At 58.9% G+C, this 22,816-nt stretch carries 20 protein-coding genes; 14 read left to right on the top strand and 6 right to left on the bottom strand.

Features of this window, described 5'->3' with window-relative positions; genetic code table 11:
• Positions 1–106 precede the first annotated feature (106 nt).
• The 5 genes from H0S68_RS10190 to hutH all read left to right on the top strand — a co-directional run bounded on the left by H0S68_RS10190 (position 107) and on the right by hutH (position 6,990).
• Entirely contained in the window at positions 107–1,003 is an 897-nt protein-coding gene (locus H0S68_RS10190) for a LysR family transcriptional regulator (protein WP_261107682.1), read from the top strand.
• Between the two features lie 202 nt (positions 1,004–1,205).
• Complete coding sequence (locus tag H0S68_RS10185) at positions 1,206–2,297, top strand: DUF917 domain-containing protein (protein WP_201895344.1); 1,092 nt, start codon at positions 1,206–1,208, stop codon at positions 2,295–2,297.
• Positions 2,294–3,952 carry a urocanate hydratase gene (locus H0S68_RS10180; RefSeq protein WP_020826525.1) on the top strand — a complete coding sequence of 553 codons (1,659 nt, stop codon included), beginning with the start codon at positions 2,294–2,296 and terminating at the stop codon, positions 3,950–3,952. Before H0S68_RS10185 ends, H0S68_RS10180 begins: the two co-directional genes overlap by 4 nt.
• A complete protein-coding gene (locus H0S68_RS10175; RefSeq protein ID WP_261279181.1) occupies positions 3,949–5,289 on the top strand; it encodes an MFS transporter in 1,341 nt (446 codons plus the stop codon). Before H0S68_RS10180 ends, H0S68_RS10175 begins: the two co-directional genes overlap by 4 nt.
• 51 nt (positions 5,290–5,340) lie before the next feature.
• Entirely contained in the window at positions 5,341–6,990 is a 1,650-nt protein-coding gene (hutH, locus tag H0S68_RS10170; RefSeq protein ID WP_122078985.1) for a histidine ammonia-lyase, read from the top strand.
• 17 nt (positions 6,991–7,007) lie between these two features.
• Here hutH and H0S68_RS10165 read toward each other — a convergent pair whose 3' ends face one another.
• Positions 7,008–7,664 carry a TetR/AcrR family transcriptional regulator gene (locus H0S68_RS10165; protein ID WP_410529366.1) on the bottom strand — a complete coding sequence of 219 codons (657 nt, stop codon included), beginning with the start codon at positions 7,662–7,664 and terminating at the stop codon, positions 7,008–7,010.
• 93 nt (positions 7,665–7,757) lie between these two features.
• On the opposite strand from H0S68_RS10165, the gene H0S68_RS10160 reads away from it, so the two are divergent.
• The 5 genes from H0S68_RS10160 to H0S68_RS10140 all read left to right on the top strand — a co-directional run bounded on the left by H0S68_RS10160 (position 7,758) and on the right by H0S68_RS10140 (position 13,199).
• Positions 7,758–8,456 (top strand): DAPG hydrolase family protein, encoded by a 699-nt coding sequence (locus H0S68_RS10160; protein WP_122078980.1) that lies wholly within the window; start codon positions 7,758–7,760, stop codon positions 8,454–8,456.
• 86 nt (positions 8,457–8,542) lie between these two features.
• On the top strand, positions 8,543–8,929 hold the full coding sequence (locus tag H0S68_RS10155) for a GFA family protein (protein WP_046373780.1): 387 nt from the start codon (positions 8,543–8,545) through the stop codon (positions 8,927–8,929).
• An 88-nt stretch (positions 8,930–9,017) separates the two neighbouring features.
• Positions 9,018–10,328, top strand: a complete 1,311-nt coding sequence (locus H0S68_RS10150) for an MFS transporter (RefSeq protein ID WP_187962765.1) — start codon at positions 9,018–9,020, stop codon at positions 10,326–10,328.
• 172 nt (positions 10,329–10,500) lie between these two features.
• The gene (locus H0S68_RS10145; protein WP_262244322.1) at positions 10,501–11,760 is read left to right on the top strand and encodes an MFS transporter; all 1,260 of its coding nucleotides are present in this window, start codon (positions 10,501–10,503) and stop codon (positions 11,758–11,760) included.
• Entirely contained in the window at positions 11,757–13,199 is a 1,443-nt protein-coding gene (locus tag H0S68_RS10140) for a glycoside hydrolase family 32 protein (protein WP_410529365.1), read from the top strand. The genes H0S68_RS10145 and H0S68_RS10140 overlap by 4 nt, the downstream gene beginning before the upstream one ends.
• Positions 13,200–13,255: 56 nt before the next feature.
• Here the strand turns inward: H0S68_RS10140 and H0S68_RS10135 are convergent, their stop codons facing one another.
• From H0S68_RS10135 to H0S68_RS10125, 3 genes are all read right to left on the bottom strand, one after another.
• Positions 13,256–14,257, bottom strand: coding sequence for a LacI family DNA-binding transcriptional regulator (locus H0S68_RS10135; protein ID WP_201895349.1), 1,002 nt, complete (start codon positions 14,255–14,257; stop codon positions 13,256–13,258).
• 78 nt (positions 14,258–14,335) lie between these two features.
• Complete coding sequence (locus H0S68_RS10130; protein ID WP_410529364.1) at positions 14,336–14,899, bottom strand: HutD family protein; 564 nt, start codon at positions 14,897–14,899, stop codon at positions 14,336–14,338.
• The gene (locus tag H0S68_RS10125) at positions 14,899–16,269 is read right to left on the bottom strand and encodes a formimidoylglutamate deiminase (RefSeq protein WP_410529363.1); all 1,371 of its coding nucleotides are present in this window, start codon (positions 16,267–16,269) and stop codon (positions 14,899–14,901) included. Before H0S68_RS10125 ends, H0S68_RS10130 begins: the two co-directional genes overlap by 1 nt.
• Positions 16,270–16,445: 176 nt before the next feature.
• Between H0S68_RS10125 and hutC the strand changes: the two genes are divergently transcribed.
• The 4 genes from hutC to H0S68_RS10105 all read left to right on the top strand — a co-directional run bounded on the left by hutC (position 16,446) and on the right by H0S68_RS10105 (position 21,201).
• Positions 16,446–17,201, top strand: coding sequence for a histidine utilization repressor (gene hutC / locus H0S68_RS10120; protein WP_020826513.1), 756 nt, complete (start codon positions 16,446–16,448; stop codon positions 17,199–17,201).
• A gap of 159 nt (positions 17,202–17,360) precedes the next feature.
• Positions 17,361–18,584: an imidazolonepropionase gene (gene hutI / locus H0S68_RS10115; protein ID WP_115059044.1), complete on the top strand. Its 1,224-nt coding sequence runs from the start codon at positions 17,361–17,363 to the stop codon at positions 18,582–18,584.
• Positions 18,581–19,384 (top strand): N-formylglutamate deformylase, encoded by an 804-nt coding sequence (gene hutG, locus H0S68_RS10110; protein WP_020826511.1) that lies wholly within the window; start codon positions 18,581–18,583, stop codon positions 19,382–19,384. Before hutI ends, hutG begins: the two co-directional genes overlap by 4 nt.
• Before the next feature lie 281 nt (positions 19,385–19,665).
• Positions 19,666–21,201, top strand: a complete 1,536-nt coding sequence (locus H0S68_RS10105) for a serine hydrolase domain-containing protein (RefSeq protein ID WP_410529362.1) — start codon at positions 19,666–19,668, stop codon at positions 21,199–21,201.
• 12 nt (positions 21,202–21,213) lie between these two features.
• Here H0S68_RS10105 and H0S68_RS10100 read toward each other — a convergent pair whose 3' ends face one another.
• Both H0S68_RS10100 and H0S68_RS10095 read right to left on the bottom strand, forming a co-directional pair.
• Complete coding sequence (locus tag H0S68_RS10100) at positions 21,214–21,744, bottom strand: chorismate mutase (protein ID WP_262255344.1); 531 nt, start codon at positions 21,742–21,744, stop codon at positions 21,214–21,216.
• Positions 21,745–21,855: 111 nt separating this feature from the next.
• Positions 21,856–22,356 carry an anti-virulence regulator CigR family protein gene (locus tag H0S68_RS10095; protein WP_410529361.1) on the bottom strand — a complete coding sequence of 167 codons (501 nt, stop codon included), beginning with the start codon at positions 22,354–22,356 and terminating at the stop codon, positions 21,856–21,858.
• Positions 22,357–22,816 lie beyond the last annotated feature (460 nt).

Here is a 22,816-nt window from a genome sequence, read left to right as displayed (position 1 = left end):
GTCGATTGTGCCGATAGTCAGGCCAGTGTAGGGTGAGGCTGTCTATTCTGTCTTATGCTTGTTTATCACTCATGCATAACAAAATGTTAACCATAGTGGAGGGGCTGTGCGTTTAAACCTCAAGCAAATCGAAGTGTTCCGCGCCATCATGCTGACCGGCTCGATCAGCGGTGCCGCCAAGCTGCTGCACGTTTCACAACCGGCGGTCTCACGGCTGATCGGCTACACCGAACAGCGGTTGGGTCTGACGCTGTTTGAACGCATCAAGGGGCGACTGTACCCGACCCCGGAGGCTCGTCACCTGTTTGTCGAGGTCAATTCGGTCTATCAGGGCGTTCAGCGGGTTAACGAAGTGGCTGAGGACCTGATCCAAAACCGTATGGGCCACCTGCGTATCGCCTGCAGCCCAAGTCTGGGGCAAGGCTTGATCCCCAGCGCCATCGCAAAATTCCACGCGCAATTGCCCGAAGCGCGGGTGATACTGCACACCATGATCCCGGACGTGCTGCTGCAGGCGGTGCTGACGCAACAGGTTGAACTGGGGGTCGCTTTTCTGCACGAAGGCCATCCCAACGTGCATTCGCGCCAGCTGTATGAAAACCGGCTGGTGGTGGCGTTGCCTGCTTCCCACCCATTAACCGCCAAAAATGTGATAGGTGTCGAGGATCTGATCGACCAGCCTTTTATTGGCTATGGCGCCGAGATCCCGATCGGTCAACTGGTGCGCAAACTGTTAAGCGACGCCGATATCATTTTGCGCCCTACCGTCGAGGTGCAGCAGATCCACGTCGCCTGCGCACTGGTACAGGCCGGGGTTGGCATCGCGCTGATCGATGAAATTACCGCCAACGGCCCGGTGTGGACCAAGGTGGTTTTCCGGCCCATCGCCCCCACTGCCAAAACCCCCATCAGCATCGTACACGGCATGTACGAGCCCCTTTCACGACTGGCTCAGGCGTTTATTGCCACCCTCGAATCAGTGCAGATCCACTGGTCGCGCTAACGCATTTCATCACCGCTCCCCAGGGTGCTCGCGACTGATTTTTTGCGCCTGAAGCATGGGTTAACATTGTGTTATACGCAGGTGATAAAAAGTAATGCGACATTTTGGTTAACCGCCCCCTAGTATCGAATTCCGGTAGCGCAACTATTCACAGATTATTCATTCAAGCGCAATCTCACCGATACTTTCAGGAGCACAGACCATGGGGCGTGTTTTAACACTTAACGATGTGGAGGCCGCGGTAAAAGGCGGTTCGGTATTTGCCTGCGGCGGTGGCGGTTGGGTTGCCCACGGCCTGGAGCTTGGGCGACTGGCGGTGACCATTGGCCGACCGGAACTGGTCAGCCTTGAGGAATTGAACGATAACGACTGGATTGCTACCGCGGCAGCGATTGGCGCCCCCGGCGGCCTGACCGACTGGCAAATGCTCGGCGTCGACTACGTTAAGGCCGTGCAGTTGGTGCAGCAGGCACTGGGCGCCCCTATCGCCGGATTGATGGTTGGGCAGAACGGCATGTCCAGCACCCTCAACGGCTGGTTGCCTGCCGCGATCCTCGGTTGCAAAGTCGTCGATGCGGTCGGCGATCTGCGTGCCCACCCGACTGGCGACATGGGCTCCATCGGCCTGGCCTCCAGTCCTGAACCGATGATCCAGGCTGCCGTCGGCGGCAATCGGGCCAAAAACGCCTATATCGAACTGGTGGTGAAAGGCGCCACGGCCAAGGTGTCGCCGGTGCTACGCAAAGCGGCAGACATGTCCGGCGGCTTTATCGCCAGCTGCCGCAACCCGATACCAGCCGGCTACGTGCGCCAACACGCTGCGCTGGGGGGCATCAGCCAGGCGATTGCCTTGGGCGAAAGCATTCTGGCGGCAAACGGCAACGGCATCGTCGAGACCATCTGTCGCCATACCGGCGGCAATATTATCGGCAGCGGCAAGGTTGCCGCCAACAGCCTGCGTTATACCGAAGAGGCGTTCGACGTCGGCATCGTGACTGTCGGCCAGGGCAAGGACCTGCGCCGTATCCATATCATGAATGAACATATGGCGGTGGAAGACGCCCACGGTGAGCGTCTCGCCAGTTATCCAGACGTGATCACTACCCTCGACAAGGCCGGCAACCCGGTAAGCGCCGGGCAGTTAAAGCCTGGCATGGAAGTGGTGATTTTCCATATGCATCATTCTCAGTTCCCGCTTTCCTCGTCGGTCACCGATCCGGCGGTTTATCCCCCGGTAGAAAAAACCCTCGGAATTGACTTACGCAGCTACCTGCCAACGGGAGATGCCGCATGAAAAGAGCCTTTAAAGTGACCTCGGGCACCGAGCTGCGCTGCCTGGGCTGGCGGCAAGAAGCGCTGTTGCGTCTATTGGAAAACGTGCTGGCCGTTGGCGAAAATCCCGACGAACTGGTGGTATATGCGGCATTGGGACGTGCGGCGCGCGACTGGCCGTCACACGATGCCATTGTTCATGCGTTAAAAACCATGCGTGAAGACCAAACCCTGCTGGTGCAATCCGGCAAGCCAATCGGCGTGCTGCAGACCCACGCTAATGCCCCGCTGGTGATCATGGCCAACTGCAATATGGTCGGCCAATGGGCGAAGGCGGAGAACTTCTACCGCTGGGAAAAAGAAAACCTGATCTGCTGGGGCGGACTGACCGCCGGCGACTGGCAATATATCGGTTCGCAGGGGGTGATCCAGGGGACTTATGAAATCTTCTCGCGTATCGCCGAACGGCATTTCGCTAACGATCTGCGCGGCCGCTTTATCCTCACCGCCGGGCTGGGCGGCATGGGCGGTGCGCAACCGCTGGCGGGGACCCTGGCCAACGCTGCGATTCTGACCGTCGAGGTCAATCAGGCCAGTATCGACAAACGGCTGAAAAACGGCTTTTTACAGCACCAGGCGAAAGATCTCGATCAGGCACTGGCGATGATCGCCGCCGCTCAGCAGCGCAAAGAGGCCTTGTCAGTCGCGCTGCTGGGCAATGCCGCCGAAGTCTACCCGGCGATTTTGTCCCGCGGCGTAGTTCCGGACATCGTTACCGACCAAACGGCGGCGCACGACCTGGTGTACGGTTATGTCCCCGCCGGTTACAGCCTTGAGCAGGTGGCAGCGCAACGCGAAGCGGATATCAATGCGCTGATGGACGCCAGCCGCCGCTCTATTGTGCAACACGTAGAAGCCATGATCGGCTTTATGGATCGCGGCGCAGTGGTGTTCGATAACGGGAATCTTATCCGCACCCACGCCCACCAGGGCGGCGTTGCACGCGCATTCGAGATCCCCATATTCACCGAGGCCTTCCTACGGCCGCTGTTTTGTCGCGCCATCGGTCCATTCCGCTGGATTGCGCTGTCCAACGACAGCAACGATATTCGGGTAATCGACGACTACCTGCTGCAGCGCTTTGCCGATAACCGCATCGTCAGCAACTGGATCACCCTGGCGCGCCAACATGTGCCCTTTGAGGGTCTGCCGGCGCGCATCGCCTGGCTCGGTCACGGGGAACGCACCGAGCTGGCGCTGGAAGTGAACCGCATGGTAGCGGACGGCCGTCTTTCCGGTCCTATCGCCTTCACCCGCGATCATCTCGACGCCGGGGCGATGGCTCACCCGAATATCATGACCGAAAAGATGAAGGACGGCTCCGATGCCATCGCCGACTGGCCGCTGCTCAATGCGTTGGTCAACTGCGCCTCCATGGCGGATTTGGTGGCAATCCACTCCGGCGGTGGCGGTTACAGCGGTTATATGACCAGCTCAGGCGTCACCACCATCGCCGATGGCAGCGCCGCTGCGGAGCAACGCCTGCAATTGTCGATGACCAACGACACCAGTACCGGCGTGATGCGATACGCCGACGCCGGTTATCAGGAGTCGCTCGACGAGATTGCCGAAAAATCCCTGCCCTATATCTCACTGCCTCGCGGAGAACAACGATGAATAAAAGCACGGTTCCGCCCATCTCCTCCCTGCTGGCTGCCGACGCCGCCGTTACGCCGCGCAAAAGCCGTGGGCGTAAAGCGATTGCCGCCGCTTCCATCGGCAACGCGCTGGAATGGTATGACTTCTCGGTGTACGCCTTTTTCGCCGTGTACATCGCGCAGAACTTCTTCCACCCCAACGATCCCGGCACCCAACTGTTTGAGGCCTTTCTTGCCTTCGGTCTCGGTTTCGTCATTCGCCCACTCGGCGCCCTGGTGATCGGCGCTTATGGTGATAGGGTTGGCCGCAAGGCCGCCCTGACGCTGACCATCATGACCATGGCCGTCGGCACGGCAATCATTGCCTTTGCACCGCCGTACAGCGCTATTGGCATAGGCGCACCTTTATTGATCCTGTGTGGCCGGGTGCTGCAAGGGTTTTCCGCCGGGGGAGAGGTGGGCGGCGCGGCCGCATTTTTAATCGAGCACGCCCCCGCACACCAGAAAGGCCAATACGCCTCCTGGCTGCAGGCCAGCATGGGGATCTCCAATATCCTGGGCGCATTGGTCGCCACCGCGGTCACCCTGACGCTCAGTCACGAACAGGTAGGTGACTGGGGATGGCGTATTCCATTCATCATCGGCTTATCGATCGCCCCGATTGGCCTGTGGATGCGTAAAACCCTGGAGGAAACGCCGCTGTTTGCCGAAGAGCAGGCCCGGCGTCAGCGGGAGCAATGCGCTCCGGAAAAGCCACTGAGACAGCTGTTCCGTACCCATCGTCAGGCCGTGCTGCTGGGCACCGGGCTGTCTATTCTGTGGGCAGTGAGCGTTTACGCGCTGATTATCTATATGCCGATTTACGTTCAGCGTGTGCTGCATTTCGAGAGTCATCAGGCGTTTTTGGCGGCACTGATCGGTAACTGCTTTATGGTGGTTTGCTGCGTAGCGGCAGGTGCCTGGTCCGATCGCATCGGTACCCTGAAAATCCTGCAGGCCGGTGCCGCCTTGTTACTGGTTGCCAGCTACCCCTTGTTATTGCTGCTTGACGCTTACCACACCACCGCAATGCTGATCCTGGTACAGACACTGTTTTGCATGCTGGTGTCGCTGTTCGTCGGCGTGGCCCCTGCGGCACTGTCCGATCTGTTTCCCACCCAGGTACGGGCCAGCGGAATGTCGGTGTCCTATAACCTGGCGGTGACGGTGTTCGGCGGCTTTGCGCCGGCGATCCTGACCTGGTTGACCCAGAATACCGGCACCCGCTTTGCGCCGGCCTGGTACGTGATGATCGCCAGCTTACTGGCGCTGATCACCCTGTATTTTATCGCCCGCCGTCCGGCGCAGCAGCCCTGAAACGAATAACGCTACAACAACATAAAAATCAATAATAAGGGTTTACTTATCATGCCAGGAAAATTCGCTTTATCGCTGTTGGCCGCGCTGACGCTCGGTTACAACCCGTTTGGCTTGGCCACCGTCACGCTCGATGGACACTCTATTACCCCGCACCTGATTGCTCAGGTCGCTGACGGTGAAACGGTGAGCGTCACGCCCGTCGCCATGGAGCGCGTGACACGGTCACATCAGGTGCTGATCGAAGCTGCGCAGAGCGGGCTGAAAATCTATGGGCTGACGGTGGGCGTCGGATTAAACAAGGACCGGCCGATGGTCGACGTCCACGGAAAGCTGACGCAGGAGGTGATCGACGCATCGAAAAAATTCAACGTCGGCCTGCTGCATGCCCACTCTGGCGGCATTGGCGAAGCCATGAGCGTCCGCGTCGCGCGGGCCACCATGGTCACCCGGCTCAATGCCCTGTTGAGCGGTGGCGGCGGTGTCCAACCGGCGATTGTCGACGCCTATGTCGCTTTTCTCAACAAAGGCATCACCCCGGTGATCCCGGCGGACGGTTCGGTGGGCGAAGGAGATATCACGGTGATCAGCCACATTGGGCTGGCGATGCTCGGCGAAGGTGAAGTTTATTATCAAGGTAAAAAAGTGGCGGCCAAAGCGGTGCTGCAAAGCAGTCAGACACCGGCCATTGCCCCTTATGCCAAAGACGCGCTGGCGATCCTCAGTTCCAATGCCTATTCCGCAGCTAGCGGTGCTCTGGCTCTGGATTCGCTGTCCCACCTGATGCAGGTTAATACCTTGACCTATGCGCTCAGCCTGCAGGCGCTGAACGGTAACCTTTCTCCGTTTCTCGCCAATACTCTGGCGCTACGCCCTTACCCGGAAGTGGCGGCCATGGGGAAAAACCTGCGCGAGTTGCTGATCGGCTCCAGCCTGTGGCAGCACGATGACAGCCGTCCCTTGCAGGATCCGCTGAGTTTTCGCTCCGGCGTCTATCTGCTGGCGGAGCTCCAGCGCAGCTATCAGCAGGCTTACGACCAGTTGCTGGTGCAGTTAAACAGCTCCGACGACAACCCAGGAGTGGCACTCGACGTTACGGCACCGTCGCAGCGGCCGCAGGAGGCGGTAGGCTACGTCAGCAAAGGCAGCCTGCAAGGTGCCGTGCTGCCAAGCGCCAACTTTGAACCGCTGCCATGGGTACTGGCCTTTGAGCAATTGGGATTGGCGCTGGCGCATAATTCGCTGGCCAGCGCTCAACAGGTGATCAAACTGAATAACCCGGCGTTTACCGGCCTGAGTCGTTTTCTCGGCACCGACCACACCGTGCACGCCTTTGGCGCGATGGAAAAGCCGGTCATGATGCTGGCGATGCGGAGCAAAGAACTCGCCATGCCGGTGTCGCTCGATTATTTCCCGGTCGCCGGCGATATTGAAGACATCGCCACCAATGCACCATCGGTGGTGGCTCGCGTTCAGCAGCAGGTGGACAACGGCTATCAATTGCTGGGGATCTTGTTGGTGCACGACGCTCAGGCAGTGGATTTGCGCCAGCAGCGACACAACGGCTTTACGCTATCCGCCCCTACCGCAGCACTCTATACCGCGGTGCGCAAGCAGGTGCCGTTTATCGAGGTTGACCGCCCGTTGGCGCCAGACTTCGCCGCGGCAGAACAGGTGCTGCGCCAGTACGGTAAAGAGTGACTTGACCACGATCAGCCTCAGGGCGCGGACGACGGCGCCCTGATCAACCCCGGCAACACCAGTGCCAACGCCGCCGCTATGCGAGTGTCGATATCGCTGCCCGGCGGCAACAGACCAAGCGCCATCTGGCGCAAAGGTTCTGCTATCACCATCGCCAGCAGCAGATCGCTGGTTTGCACGCAATCCAGTTCACGCAGCCAACCACGCCGTTGCTGTCGCTGCAGCCAGTCAGCCACAATCGTCCTGCCCCGTTCAATGCCGTTGCGCTGATAAGCCGCCAGCAAATCTTCACGCCCCGGAAATTCACTCTGCAGCAGGCGAAACATCCCCACCGCCTGCTCGCTCAGCACCTGTCGCGCAATGGCCTGCAAGCCCTGCGACAACAGCGTCGGCAACTCTGTCGCCCGCTGGGCGTCCGGTTCAAACACCGGCGCAAAAGCGTCGGTCCAGCTAGCGATCGCCTGCGTCACCAGCGCATCGCGGTTCTCGGCAAAGCGATACAGGGTTTTCTTCGCCATGCCCGCCCGCTTCGCCACCGCGTCCACGGTGGTGGCGGCATAGCCCTGCGTCAGTAACAGCGCCAGAGTGGCCTCCACTGCCGCCGCGCGTAACTCCCCTTCCGGAGCCGAGGGCCTTCCACGCGAACGGGGTTCGGCTTCCACTTTATTTACCATCACAGCTCCTCGAAATCGTTGACAGAGTCAGCATACCGGCATAGCCTTATTTAGGAAACAAATATCGTTTCCAAATAAAAAAGGATGAGCGTGATGACACATCAATCACTGATGCTGCCCTGGGGCGTAAATGATATCAACGAGTTGCTCAAACCTGAACCGCTGCGGCTGGAGATGGGGCTGACGCGCAATAGCGACGGGTGGTTGACCGTGGCAATCCGTACCGATCTGCACGGCTGCAAGGGCCGCATGCTGGATTGGTGGTTTACCTTTTTCGAAACCACCCAGCACATCCGTTGGTGGCATCCGCACGATCACGTCGAACATCGCGGCTGGGACCAGCACTGGAGAAAAGGCCAAAGCTACGTGGGTGCCAGCATCAACGCGGTGGAATGGTTAGCCGAATTGCCACCGGTTCCGGCCCGCCTCAAATTCCACGCGGCAGAAGACTTTTTTGCCCCACAAGCTTTGCAACAGGCGCGGGACGGTCAGGCGTTATCCGCCGCCGTATGCGCACGGATCGGCTTTGGTGAACAGGTGGCGCTGGACGATAACGGCGATCCACTCGACGGTGAAATGCTGCATCTGGCACGCGACACCTCCTATGGTTGCGTGCTACGCAGCCGTTTTCTGTTGGGGAAATCCTGTGCCAACGCACATGAAGAACTGCCGGACGAGGTTGGCTTTAATCTGATGCGCCATTGCTACAATGAATTCAGCTATCTGGCGCAATTCCTGCCTTCGCTGTACTACGCCGAAAACGGCCATGAGGCTGCCCCCTTACCCTGGTAATCATTCGCCCCGGCGTTTTATTTTTCACCGGGGCCGTTATAGTAAGCTCAGGCTACAGGCTACAACGATAAACGACAGGTGAAGCGATGGAAAAACGGCGGTATTCAGGTGGCTGTCTTTGCGGGCATATCCGTTTTCAGGCCGTTGGGCAGCCCGGTAATCCCCACAGTTGCTCATGCGAGTTCTGTCAGCGCCACTCCGGCGCGCCGACGTTGTGCTGGGTTGAGTTTCCGCGTGAAGCCGTCAGTTGGATCGGTACCGGCGGCATGCCTGCCCTGTACCGTTCTTCCGACTATTCCAGCCGCGCTTTTTGCCCACGTTGCGGCAGTACTCTGGGCGCTGTCGATGACGAACCGACCGTCGCGTTGGTCACCGGCAGTTTTGATCGCGGTGAGCTAGCGGCGCTGCGCCCCACTGCGCATTCCTTTTCCGATGGCTGCCCCGACTGGTGGAAAATCGACGACATCGTCTGAGGCCTTCACACTTCCCGCCTAAAATAATTGATTGTTTTGTCATAAGAATTTAGAACTGAATGACAATAATTCAAACATGGGAATGGGGATGGACACACAAACCACGGTTATCGACGCACGCCAGTCGCGTCAGGCCTTGCTGGCCGGATCGGTCGGCAACTTTATCGAATGGTACGAATTCGGCGTTTACGGTTTTCTCGCTACCGTGATCGCCGCCAATTTTTTCACCCTGCAGGGTGAAAGTGAAATTACCAGCCTGATCCTCACCTATGCCGCCTTTGCGCTGGCCTTTTTCTGTCGCCCGATAGGCGCCGTGATTTTCGGCCGCATCGGCGATCGCATTGGCCGCCGACCGACGCTGATCGCAGTCTTGTTGCTGATGACAGTGGCCACCGCCCTGATCGGCGTGATGCCGACCTATGCCTCCATCGGCGTTGCCGCCCCGCTGTTGCTGACCCTGTTGCGCATGTTCCAGGGGCTGTTCGCCGGCGGCGAATTCGGCGGTGCGGTTTCGCTGATGACCGAATTCGCGCCGAAGGGAAAACGTGGCCTGTTCGGGGCCTGGCAGTCGTTGACCGTGGCCTTCGGGCTGTTGGCGGGGGCCGGACTGGTAGCGCTGTTGGCTGCGCTTTTAACCCCTGAGCAGTTGCATGACTGGGGCTGGCGTATCCCCTTCCTACTGGCGTTGCCAATGGGCGCGGTAGCACTGTGGCTACGCTTAAAACTGCAAGAGACGCCGACCTTTACCCAGGCGCAACAAAACCTCGGCACCAAGGTGCATGCCCCCGAGCTGAAGTTAAGCGGCGTGGTGAAAACCATCGCGATTGGCATTGGGCGCATGATGGGCTGGTCCGCTGCCGGTTACACCTTTCTGGTGGTGATGCCGTCTTACCTGCAAACCTCGCTGCACGCCACCTTCCAGCAGGCGCTGGTGGCGACGGTACTGGCTAACGTCGGTTTCGCCCTGACCATTCTGCCCGCCGGCATCCTCAGCGATAAGCTGGGGCGCAAAACGGTGATGCTGACGGCGGTAGTGGCGGTGATCCTGTTCACCTTCCCGCTGCTGCACCTGCTGCAGGACCCTCAAAGTTCGCTGCTGGCCAAAGGCATCGCGGTGATGATCGCCGGTGCTGTCGTCGGTTTACTGGCCGGCCCCGGTCCGGCAATGTTGGCGGAGATGTTCCCGACCCAGGTGCGTTATACCGGTCTGGGACTGGCCTATTCGCTTTCCAACGCGGTGTTTTCCGGCTCTGCCGGGCTAATCATCACCGGTCTGATCAAACAGACCGGCAACCTCGATATCCCGGCTTACTATGTGGTCGCCACCTCGGTAGTCAGCCTGTTCGCGCTGATGACCCTGCGGCGCGACGACCATCTCCGTTCACTCAACGAACGTTAACCCTGCGGGGCGCACTGCGCCCCTGTTTTATTGACAGGTGATTTGGATCACACCAACAAAATGTTAACGTTAACTTTTGTGATTAACATCGCAATCCCTGGCTTTGGCGGCTTTATTTGATTTAAAGTTAACGTTAACAATAGAGCCAATTTCATCCATCAGGGCATTCCCCATGAACCGCGAAACAAAAAAATATTATGTGCTTCTCAGCGGCCTGTTGTTTTTCTTCTTCTTCACCTGGTCATCCAGTTTTTCTCTGATCTCCATCTGGCTGAACCAAAAGATCGGCCTGAAAGGCACGGAAACCGGCCTGATCTTCTCGGCGATGTCAATCATGGCGCTGTGCGCACAGCCCCTGTACGGTTTTATTCAGGACAAGCTCGGGCTGCGTAAGCATCTGCTGCTGTTTGTCGGCGTGCTGCTGCTGCTGACCGGCCCGTTTTTTATCTACGTCTACGCCCCGCTGCTGCAAACCAACCTGGTGGCCGGTGCGTTGGTGGGCGGCGTGTTCGTCAGCCTGGCGTTCAATGCCGGCATTGGCGCGCTGGAGTCCTATACCGAAAGGGTCAGCCGGATCGTCGGTTTTGAATTTGGCCGGGCCCGCATGTGGGGTTCACTGGGCTGGGCCAGCGCGACCTTCTTCGCCGGCTTCATCTACAACATCAATCCGAATATCAACTTCTGGATCGCCTCGGCCTCGGCGGCGGTATTTCTGCTGTTGCTGTGGCAGGTGCGCGAACTGAAACCCAACGCCATGGCCGGTCTGGAATACGGTAAACCGGAAAATCTGAAGCTGCAGGACGCGCTGGCGCTGCTGCGCCTGCCGGGTTTCTGGGCACTGGTGGTGTTCGTACTCGGTACCAGCATCTACGGCGTATTTGACCAGCAATTCCCGGTGTATTTTGCCTCGCAGTTCGCAACGCACGAAGAAGGCAACCGCATGTACGGTTTCCTCAATTCGCTGCAGGTGTTTCTGGAGGCTGGCGGCATGTTCCTGGCCCCCCTGCTGGTCAATCGCATCGGCATCAAACAGAGCTTGCTGCTGGCCAGCAGCGTGATGGCACTGCGCATGTTCGGTTCCGGCTTGGCCAGCGGCGCATTGATGATTTCCGCCATGAAACTGCTGCACGCCGTGGAGTTGCCTATCCTGCTGGTGGCAATGTTCAAATACATCACCACCCGCTTTGACAGCCGCCTGTCCTCGACGCTGTATCTGGTGGGCTTCCAGTTTATCAGCCAGATCGTCGCCGGCATCCTGGCGCCGCTCGCCGGTTACGGCTACGACCGTATCGGCTTTGCCGACACCTATTTGCTGATGGGCTGCGCAGTAGCCGGTACCACGCTGATTTCCTGCTTCCTGCTGCGCGGCGAAACCGTCGCCCGCACGCCCCAATTTCAATCAACGATAAAATCAAGTGAGCCAACCCAATGAAAAATGCTTTAGCTCAAGCCGATCACGCGGTCGAAGCGCTGCGCGCGCAACGTCAGGACGATTACTATCCGCAATTTCATCTGGCGGCGGCCGCCGGTTGGATCAACGACCCCAACGGTCTGGTGTACATTAACGGCGTCTACCATGCGTTCTATCAACATCATCCCTATGACCAAAACTGGGGCCCCATGCATTGGGGCCACGCCACCAGCAGGGATCTGGCGCATTGGCAGCATCAGCCGATCGCCCTGGCTCCCGGCGAAAGCTACGACAAAGACGGCTGTTTTTCCGGCTGTGCGGTGGATGACAACGGCGTATTGACGCTGCTCTACACCGGCCACGTCTGGCTGGGCAAAGAAGGCGATGACGACCAGGTACGCGAAGTGCAGTGCCTGGCCACCAGCGAAGATGGCGTAAATTTCGTCAAACACGGGCCGGTGTTGCTGCCGCCGGAAGGCATTCAGCACTTTCGCGATCCGAAAGTCTGGCGTGCAGCTGACCGCTGGTGGATGGTGGTCGGCGCCAAAGAAAACGGATTAGGCCAGGCTCGACTTTACCGTTCGAATGACCTGCGCGACTGGCAGTTCGATCGCCTCCTGGCGGGGGCACAATCGCCGCACCAGGGCTATATGTGGGAATGTCCGGATTTCTTCCCGCTCGGTGAAAAGCAGGTTCTGCTGTTCTCGCCGCAGGGACTGACAGCGCAGGGTTATCGCAATCGTAACCGCTTCCAGAGCGGCTATCTGCTCGGCCACTGGCGGCCCGATGAGGATTTCAGCGTCACCCAGTCATTCTGCGAGCTGGATGGCGGGCACGATTTCTACGCACCGCAAACCTTCACCGCCGCCGACGGTCGCCGCATGCTGTTCGCCTGGATGGACATGTGGGAATCGCCTATGCCGAGCAAACCCCACGGTTGGGCCGGTGCACTCACCCTGCCCCGTGAATTGACGCTGTCATGTGAAGGCAACGTACTGATGAATCCGGCGCGCGAGCTGACAGCGTTGCGCGGCGAGCAACAGTCATTTGACGCCGTGTCTGTACGTAACCAGCGGCAGGTGTTGACTGACGGGGTGCAAGAACTGACATTGACGCTAAACGTCGTCGCCAGCGATGCAGAGCGCTACGGCATCGTTATAGGCACCGCCGCACGGCTGTACGTCGATAATCAAACGCATCGATTGGTATTGGAACGTTTCAGTGAAGATCCGGGCCTGTGCGGCTGCCGCAGCGTGCCGTTGCCTGAGGCGGACATTTTGTCGCTGCGCGTCTTTATCGACCGCTCATCGCTGGAAGTGTTCGTTAATCATGGCGAGGCCTGCCTGACCAGCCGTATCTACCCGACCGACGGGCAACGCAGCGTCACCCTGTTCGCCGAAGGCGGACTGGCGCAGTTTGGCGCGGCACAGGCCTGGGAACTGGAAAGCATCTGGGAGTGATCTGAGACCAACTCAATGTGCAGGGCGCGGCGGTGAATAAACTGCGCCCTGTTGGGTTACAGCGACCCACGCAGTAATAACGGGCAGGCCACCTTCACCCTGTCGCTGTGATCCAATTGATTAATCAGATGCAGTGCCGCCTGTCGGCCCAGCTCATAATGCGGTAACTGCACCGTGGTCAGCGGCGGAAGGAACAGCTGGCCAATACCAACCATATTGTCGTAGCCCAGCACCCCGACCTGTTGCGGGATTTCCCAGCCCTGCGCCAGCAACACCTGATACACCAAAAACGCCACCCGATCGTTGCCGCACACCACCACATCGCAGTCGCGCCGCCCCGGCGAGAAGTGCCGTTCCAGCAATGCCACGCTGTCGCGGTAATGCTCGTCGCCTTCAGTCAGATCGAGATGATATTGCCGTAATTGATCGACGTCTCCACCCGCTTCACGCCAGGCACGTTCCAGCCCGCGACGGCGCAACCCGGCCGCCAGGGTCGTTTCCGGCAGGTGAATACACAGCGGTGCGCGATAGCCTTTGGCGATCAACGCGCGCATGGCGTCATACTGGCCCTGCTCATCATCGGGAATGTAACTGGCTACCGGGTGTTCCTGGCTGATGCAGTTGGCCAGCACCAGTTTTTTATCCAGTAACTTGGCCGGTATATCTACCTGGCGTAGCCCCATGGTAGTGAAGATCACCCCGTCAGGTCGGTGTGCCAGCAGCAGGTCTATGGTGTGCTCCGCGCTGTCGTCGGCAAACAGGTTGACCACGAAGCTGTTCCAGCCGTGTTCACGCGCCGTTTTTTCAATCGACAGGATCATCTCTACCGAGAAGGGGGTTGTCGCGGTATCCAGCGCCAGCACGCCGAGTGTCTGAACCCGACTGCTGTCGCCGCGAATGCGTCGCGCCGCAAGATCGGGCACGTATTCCAGTTGGTCGATCGCCAGTTTGACGCGTTGGTAGGTATCCGGCCGCAGCTTATCGGGCTCGTTGATGGCGCGGGATACCGTCATCAAGGATACCCCGGCAAGTTTTGCAACGTCTTTCAGCGAGGCCATGCGCCCTTCTCAATCTGGGATAAGTGTGGGATAGAAGTAGAGATCATCCCACAACTTAGCGCTGGACTCTAGCCCGGTTTAGCAGGCTGTGATGTCGGCCCACAGAATGACGCTATCTTCCTCCAGAGGGGCCAGCGTCCCGCTAAACTCGCCCGCCGGCCACCAACCGCCCTGGCGTGCTGTCAGGGTAACGCCATCCGCCAGCAACCAGCGTCCCTGCAGCACGTACAGCACACCAGCATGTGAAGCCGGCAGCTCGATTGCCTTCGTCACTCGCTGCACGTCGGCTGCCCAGCGGCCACGACGGGTCATGATATTGAAGTCCTGGCTACTGCCGCCCAACAAGGTCGCGCCCAACGCCACATCGCCGGAGAAGGCGAACGGTTCGCCAACCTGCGATAAATGATGATCAACGTGCCCGGCGCTGAACAAATGCACGCCATCGCCTTCCAACAGCGTTATCGAACGATCTATGCCGTTGAAGGCCGAGAACGGGCCGTCTTGCGCGATGGTGGCGATACTGGCACGCCAGTCGAAATCCTGGGTGCCCACAGGCCAACTGGCGATCTCTCGGGTTTCCCCACCACCGTTGCGCCACGGCGTGACCGGCAGAGAAGCAAAATCAAAACGCGTCAGGTTCATCACGCCTCCTGCTGGAAGGTTTTCAACACCTGCAAGAACTCGGCACTGCTGCGTTGCTGCAGTGCATGACGCCCTTGCTCGATCACCTGTCGTCCACCGACGAACACATCGCGGATCTGCTCTTTACCCCCGGCGAATAGCCAGCGGTTGAGGATGGAGGCGTCCGGCGCCGCTGCCAGGTACGGATCGTCGCCGTCCAGCACCAGCCAGTCGGCACGGTAGCCGCTTTGCAGCCGACCGATCGGTGCACCGCAGGCCTGTGCCCCACCCTGCAACGCCTGTTGGTAGAGGACGTCAGCCACGGCCGGTTGCTCCGGCGTGGTCAGCCGGTTACGGCGCTGATCGCGCAGGCGTTGACCGTATTCGAACCAGCGCAGCTCCTCCACCACATTGAGCGATACGTGGCTGTCAGAACCAATGCCCCAGCGCCCCTGATGTTGCAGATAGGCGTCGCCGGGGAAGATGCCGTCGCCCAGGTTGGCCTCGGTAGTCAGGCACAGGCCGGCTACCGCTTGGCTGCGTGCCAGCTGCTCTAGCTCGTCACGATCGAGGTGGGTGGCGTGTACCAGACACCAGCGCTGATCCACCGGCAGATGCTCGTACAGCCAGGCTACCGGGCGACGTCCGCTCCAGACCAGACAGTCGTTGACCTCTTTCTGCTGCTCGGCAATATGAATATGTACCGGCAGCGAACTGTCCGACGCCGCCAGGATCTGCTGCATCTGGCCCAGTTCCACCGCACGCAGCGAGTGGAAGCACAGGCCCTGATTCTGCAACGGTTGCTCTGCCAACTGACGCGCGATCGTCTGCTGTTGCTCCAGATAGCTGTCCGCATTTTGAATAAAACGCTTTTGCCCCGGCTGAGCGGGCTGGCCGCCAAATCCCGCATAGCTATACAGCACCGGCAGCAGGGTCATCCCGATCCCCGCCTGGGCCGCCGCCTGACTGAGTCGGCCGGTCATTTCGCCGCGATCGGCATAAGGGAGACCGTCGGCGCCGTGATGCAGATAGTGGAACTCGGCGACCTGGGTATAGCCCCCTTTCAGCATTTCGATATAGAGTTGGCGGGCAATCACCTCCACCTGCTCCGGCGTTAAGCGCTGCACCAGGCGGTACATCAGATCGCGCCAGGTCCAGAAACTGTCCTGCGGATTGCCCGCCACCTCCGCCAGCCCGGCCATCGCACGCTGGAAGGCGTGGGAGTGAAGGTTTGGCATGCCCGGCACCGCATCGCCGTGCAGACGGGTGCAACCTTCGGGATCGGCGTCGGCAGTCACCTGAGTCAGGTAACCTTGCGCATCCACGTCCAACCGGACGTTATGCGCCCAACCTTCAGGAAGCAGAGCGCGTGAGGCAAAATATGCAGGCATGGCAGTATTCCACTGTTAGTGTAACGGCTAATAACGCGCGATAATCGCGCATCCGAAAATATACGGGCCCAGCGCATTGCTGTGGCGGACCGGCCCTTAGTTGTATATACATATACATACGCCGACATCAACAGTAAACTGATGTTATTATTTTTTTATTTGACGAGGTTAACGTCGTGGTTGATCAACAGACCGTGCTGCAACTGGCTGCTGCAATGAGCGATACCCCCGCCCCAATATATCAACGGGTCAAGCAGGCGATCGTGAACCAAATCCGTGCAGGTCATTGGTTGCCGCACCAACGCGTCCCCTCGGAAAGTGAGCTGGTCGCCGAATTGGGCGTCAGCCGGATGACCATTAATCGCGCCTTGCGCGAACTGACCACCGAAGGTTATTTAATCCGCATGCAGGGTGTCGGCACCTTCGTCGCCGAAGCTAAAGCGCACACCGCGCTGCTGGAAGTGCATAACATCGCTGACGAAATCGCCGCCCGGGGTCATCGCCACAGCAGCAAAATCCTGCAGTTGAAAGCGCGACCGGCCAGCGAAGAAGAGGCACTGGCGCTGGGCATTCAACCGGGCCAGCAACTTTTCTATTCGCAGATTGTGCATTACGAAAACGATCTGCCGGTACAGGTGGAAGACCGCTGCGTGAATCCCCTGATCGCCCCCGACTACATGAAACAGGATTTCGACCGCGTTACGCCCTATATCTATCTGACGCAGGCCGCGCCGCTGACCGCAGGCGAACACATCGTCGAAGCGGTAGTGCCGACCCGCCAGGAGCGCGAACTGCTGCAGTTGGAAGACCACGAACCCGGCCTGTTGATCCACCGCCGCACCTGGTCCGGTAAAACCGTGGTCACGTCGGCACGCCTGCTGTACCCGGGCAGCCGTTATCAACTGTTCGGCCGTTTCACCAGCGAAGTCTGATCCCCTGCGGGTGCCGTTTTGGTACCCGCTCTTCCACAACGATCACATCCCGATAACAAATTTTTATCCCGCCCCTTGTGACAACCCGATGAATGCGCTAGGTTGTTTTTAATTGTATATACAACCATGTGGGAGCCACGGCTCCGGCGGAGAAAAGCCATGACCTCTGAGATTCACTGCGACAGCCTGTGGCACGGGGCCGACGTCGTCACCATGCGCGACGGTAAATATCACACCATCACCAACGGCGCGATCGCCGTGCGTGACGGCAAGATTGTCTGGCTGGGTGAACATGCGGCGTTACCGGCAAACTTGATAGCGGATGAAACCGTGAAATTCGACGGCGGTATCATCACGCCGGGCTTTGTCGACTGCCATACCCATCTGGTGTTCGGTGGCAACCGTAGCGGCGAATTCGAGCAGCGCCTCAACGGCGTAAGCTACGCCGATATCGCCGCCCAGGGCGGTGGCATCATTTCCACCGTCAAGGCCACCCGTGACGCCGACGAAGAACTGCTGCTGGAGCAGGCGCTGTTCCGGCTGCGACCGCTGCTGGCGGAAGGCGTGACCTGCGTGGAGATCAAATCCGGCTACGGGCTGACGCCGGAAAGCGAGCTGAAAATGCTGCGCGTGGCGCGCAAGCTGGGCGAACTGTTGCCGGTTGAAGTGAAAACCACCTGCCTGGCGGCGCACGCGCTGCCACCGGAATATGCTCATCGCGCCGACGACTATATCGATCTGGTGTGCAACACCATTATTCCTCAGGCTGCCGCTGCCGGATTGGCCGATGCGGTTGACGCCTTCTGCGAGCATCTGGCGTTCTCACCGGCGCAGGTGGCGCGAGTGTTCGCCGCAGCGGAAAAAGCCGGTCTGCCCGTTAAGCTGCACGCGGAACAACTTTCTGCCCTCGGCGGAAGTGAATTGGCAGCGCAGCACCATGCCCTTTCCGCCGACCATCTTGAATATGCTACCGAACAGGATGCGCGCGCAATGGGCGATGCGGGCACCGTTGCGGTGCTGCTGCCGGGCGCTTATTACCTGCTGCGTGAAACTCAATGCCCACCGGTAGACCTGTTCCGCAAACACGGCGTCGCCATGGCGATCGCCAGCGATGCGAATCCGGGTACCTCACCGGCGTTGTCCTTGCGTTTGATGATCAACATGGCCTGCACGCTGTTCCGCTTGACGCCGGAAGAAGCGTTGGCGGGCGTCACGGTACATGCGGCCAAGGCGCTGGGCCTGCAGGCAAGCCAGGGGACGCTGGAAGCCGGCAAGCTGGCGGATTTTGTGCACTGGCCGCTGTCCCGTCCGGCTGAACTGGCTTACTGGTTGGGCGGTCAACTGCCCTGTACGGTGATTTTCCGAGGAGAAGTACGTCAATGACCATTCGCGATGCTTTAGATTTCCACCCCGGCAGCCTGCCGCTGCTGATCAGTATTCCCCATGCCGGTACCCGATTGACACCGGCCGTCGAAGCCGGCTTGACCGACGATGCACGGCCGCTGCCCGATACCGACTGGCATATCCCACAGCTGTACGATTTCGCTCGAGCCATGGGTGCCAGCATATTGGTCGGCAATTATTCGCGCTTTGTTATCGACTTGAACCGTCCAGCCGACGACAAACCGCTTTATACTACCGCCACCACCGGTCTGTATCCTGACGTATTGTTTGACGGCCGACCGAGCTTCCTGCCGGGTAAAGCCCCCTCTGACCAGGAGCGCACCGGCTATCTGGAACAGATCTGGCAACCTTACCACCAACAGTTGCAAGACGAACTGACGCGCCTGAAAGCCAAGCACGGTTACGCGCTGCTGTTCGACGCCCATTCCATTGCCTCCGTTATCCCACGTCTGTTCGACGGTAAGCTGCCAGACCTCAACCTGGGCACCAACGGGGGCGAAAGCTGCGCCCCGGCGCTGAGCGATCGTCTGGTCGCCTGCTGTGAACAGCAACAGCAGTTCACGCATGTGCTTAACGGCCGTTTCAAAGGCGGTTACATCACTCGGGCTTATGGCCGTCCGCAAGAGCAGCAGCATGCCATTCAACTGGAGCTGGCGCAGGTGAACTACATGTCCGAACAGTATCCCTATGCGTTTGAGCCCGAGCGTGCCGCCTCTCTGCAACGCCTGCTAAAACAGATGATCGACAGCCTGCTGTCCGGTGGCGGTCAACTGCGTTGATCCTTTTCTCCTCCTGTCGTAGGGCAACGCTAATTGCCCTGCGACAATCAAGCCTTCAAGCAAGCACCCTCCCGCTTTAGTGCCCTGACGTTGCGGCACACAATTTGCCTCCTTGTTGCTTCCGTTTCAATTTGCGTACTGCATCGCAATTTTGACTGAAAATCAGTGAATCTGGTCGGAACAGCGCACAAAACAGCGGCCCGCCGTTTGCGCGGTACGCCACAATCTGGCGAAAAGCCCATCAAGGCACAAATAAATAAAAAATACTCTGGAGGCCCTCTATGTCCGAAATCCCGCTGAACTGGCGTGCCGCGCAGGCCGTCGCCAATAGACTGCTGGCTGATTGGCAGTCCGACAACCAACCCGGTGGCGCTATTACCCTGTTCGATGCCGCACAAGTACGCGCAACTGCCTATGCCGGGCGAGCCGATATGGCGCAAAATACCCCTTTTAACGCAGACACCGTGGTGCGCTACGCTTCCGTCACCAAACATATTTTCGCCACATTGGCGCTCAACGCTACGGATCAGGCCCTGAGCCTGAACGACCGCCTGGGTGACTTGCTGCCTGAGCTGCGAAAGCCGCTGGCAAATGTGACCGTCGGCCAGGCGCTGGATATGACCAGCGGGCTGCCTGACGTACGTGAAACACTGGGGCTGCTGGGCATTTCGGTGCATACCCGCAGCGAAGCGCAACCAGTCATGCAGTTTCTGCAGGGGCTAGAGGGTCTGAACTACCCGGCCGGCAGCGAAATCACCTATACCAACACTGGCTACCGGTTGGTTGAAGCGGCCCTACAGGCCAAAGGCTATGACTTCGACCAACTGGTTCAGCAGCACATTGCCCAGCCGCTGCAGGTGCAACTGCGGGCACCGGAAAGCTGGTATGACGTGGTGCCTGGGCTTGCCCCCGGTTACTGGCGTTCCGAACAGGGCTGGCAGTTGGCCTGCGCCGGTCTGCACCTTTCCGCCTCCGGCAGCCTGACCGGCAGCGCCAATGCCCTCACTCGCTGGCTGCAAACGCTGCTGGCCAATCAAGGCCCTGGCCGTGGCGTACTGGCGCAACTGAGTGCCCCGCGCCATCTCAACCAAGGGCAGGTCAGCGCTTACGGGCTGGGGCTGGCGCAAACGCCGCTCGGCGAACACCGTCTGCTGGGCCACGGCGGTTCGCATGCCGGCTACAAAACTTATTTCCTGCTGGCACCCGACCGGCAGGCCGGTGTCGTTGTGGTGGCTAACCGGGAGGACTGCGACAGTTTCGACATGGCACTGCAGGTGATGGCCGCCTTGCTGGGCGAAGCGTTGCCGAAACGCAGCACCGCCATTCCCGATGGCATTTACACCACGGTGGCAGATCCTTACTGGCTGGAAGTGAAAGACGGCAACGTCGCTTATCTGGGCAGTGAAGAGGCGCTATATCAGGCCGATGACGGCTACGCGGTGTCGCTTTCCGCTCATATGCCGATGCGGCTGAAATGGACCGGTGAAGCGGTAGAAGGTGAAGTGTGCCACGTGCCGCGCAGCTTTCTGCCCGTCACACCAAACCGCGATTGCCTGAAGCACGTGCAGGGCTTGTGGTACCACCCGCAGTACCGCACCGCCTTCGAGATCTGCGGCGATCGGGTGCACATTGGCGTGGGCCCATCATCGCAAACCGGGAAGATCAGTTCGCTGGGCCAGGGCCGCATGCTGGTCGAAAGCAGCGACGGCCCGTGGTTGAAACGCTTTTGCCTCTATTTCCGCGGCTACAGCGTAGATTTGATTGCCAATCGCAGCCGGGTGCTGACCTTCCAGCGCAGCAGCGTCGACCGCGATTAGCGGACGCCGGGATCATCCCGCCTTGGCGGCCCTGACGGCCAATAAGGCGGTGAACAGCCGCTGCTTGTCGGCCTCACTGAGGTTGTTCTGATCAATAGCCTGAATAAAATGACTGCGCGCACTCTCCGTCAGCGCCCCGGCTTTTAATGCCTGAGCCAGTCGCTGCAAAATGCGACTGCTGAGTTCGGCAATTTGCGGCCGCACCTGTTCCAACGGCCGTGGCTGCCAGCCGCTTTCCGGCTGCGCCAGCCAGTCCGCGCGGTAACGGTATTGAATCGCCTTGGCGGCGTCCATTTGCGCGATGATAAACGGTCGAACCGAAAGCGGATCCAGCCCTAAGCGCCCCGCCTCTGCCTGCGTGCTTGCCAGTACCTTCGCCTCCTGCGCCAAATCCTCGATCGGCAAATGCTGCTGCGCCTTATAGCCAGCAACGTCTTTCATATAACCCAGACGCTGATTGACCAGTTCACCCAGTGCCGTCCCTCCGTTGGCCAAAGCGGAAAAACTGACCAGGCAGCAGGCAATCAATAACATCCTGAACATCACAATTTCCTTATGCACCAAAATTACAGGAAAAGAGTTCACCACGATCCCCCGTTGCAGGCAAATAAAAAACCCCACCGAAGCGGGGCCTTAAAGCAGAGTCAGCGGGAATCAATCAAACACGCCGTTGATCACCGAGGCAACCAGTGCGGTACTCAACGCCACCAGCACCAGATCGTTACCGGCAATGCGCCACTCATAGCCTGGATAATAAGGCAGATCGTGCAGCATGGAGGATGGCACCATTTTTTTGGCGATGCCAGGAGGGAGAGGCTTGCCACGCGCCAGATTTTTGGCGATCCCCGGTGGCAAAGAACGGTAGCCGGTCAGACCGTAGTTCAAGGCCAGAGAACGTGCACGCTCATGAGAAATACTGACGGAAACCAGCCCGCGGTCGCCATCGTTATCTTTGGCTTTATTGCCATGCTTGCCATTATTGCCGTTATTACCGTGATTACCGTTATTACCGTTATTACCGTGATTGCCGCTGTTACCATGGCCGTTACCCCCGCCGTTACCGTTGCCGCCTTTATCGGCCAGCGCCGGTGCGGATGTCAGCCCCAGAGAAACAATCAGCGCCAATACGGTGAAAGTAGTACGACGTTTGCTCATTTTGTTACTTCCTGCATGGGTTATTACCTTCACTATAGGCGCAATTCTCCGCACAAAGCATGAGGAAAACTCTGAGAGTTAGGTGCCATACAGAGATCGGCATCAGGCCAAATGACAGAAGATTATCCCAGCGCAAAACTATTCGAAAAAACCGAATTCCGGCCTAAGATTTTTCTTGCAGCGAAATAAGCCATGCAGTAGTTTGGAATTGTCACAAAAAAGAGTTAGCCCGCTCTTTTTCGTCGCACCTCAAATCATCTTTTTATCACCCAAAGTGATAACACTGAACCCTTCCCGCCTCTCCGTGCGGGATTCTTTTTTACCGATAAATCGACATTGGATGCACCACCGCGGTGCTTTTTGTTGAGATTTGGTTGCCAATACTTTAAATTCGGCGTCTGAGAAACCTTAACCTCCCGCGGTGGCCAGTTGGCAACGGGTGGGCGTTCAGGAGCAAAAG

It is taken from the genome of Serratia sp. AXJ-M, assembly GCF_046531865.1.
In the GTDB taxonomy this organism is placed as follows: Bacteria; Pseudomonadota; Gammaproteobacteria; order Enterobacterales; family Enterobacteriaceae; genus Serratia; species Serratia liquefaciens.
Note: the sequence above shows the minus strand (reverse complement) of the source record. Positions and strands in the feature narration are given on the sequence as shown.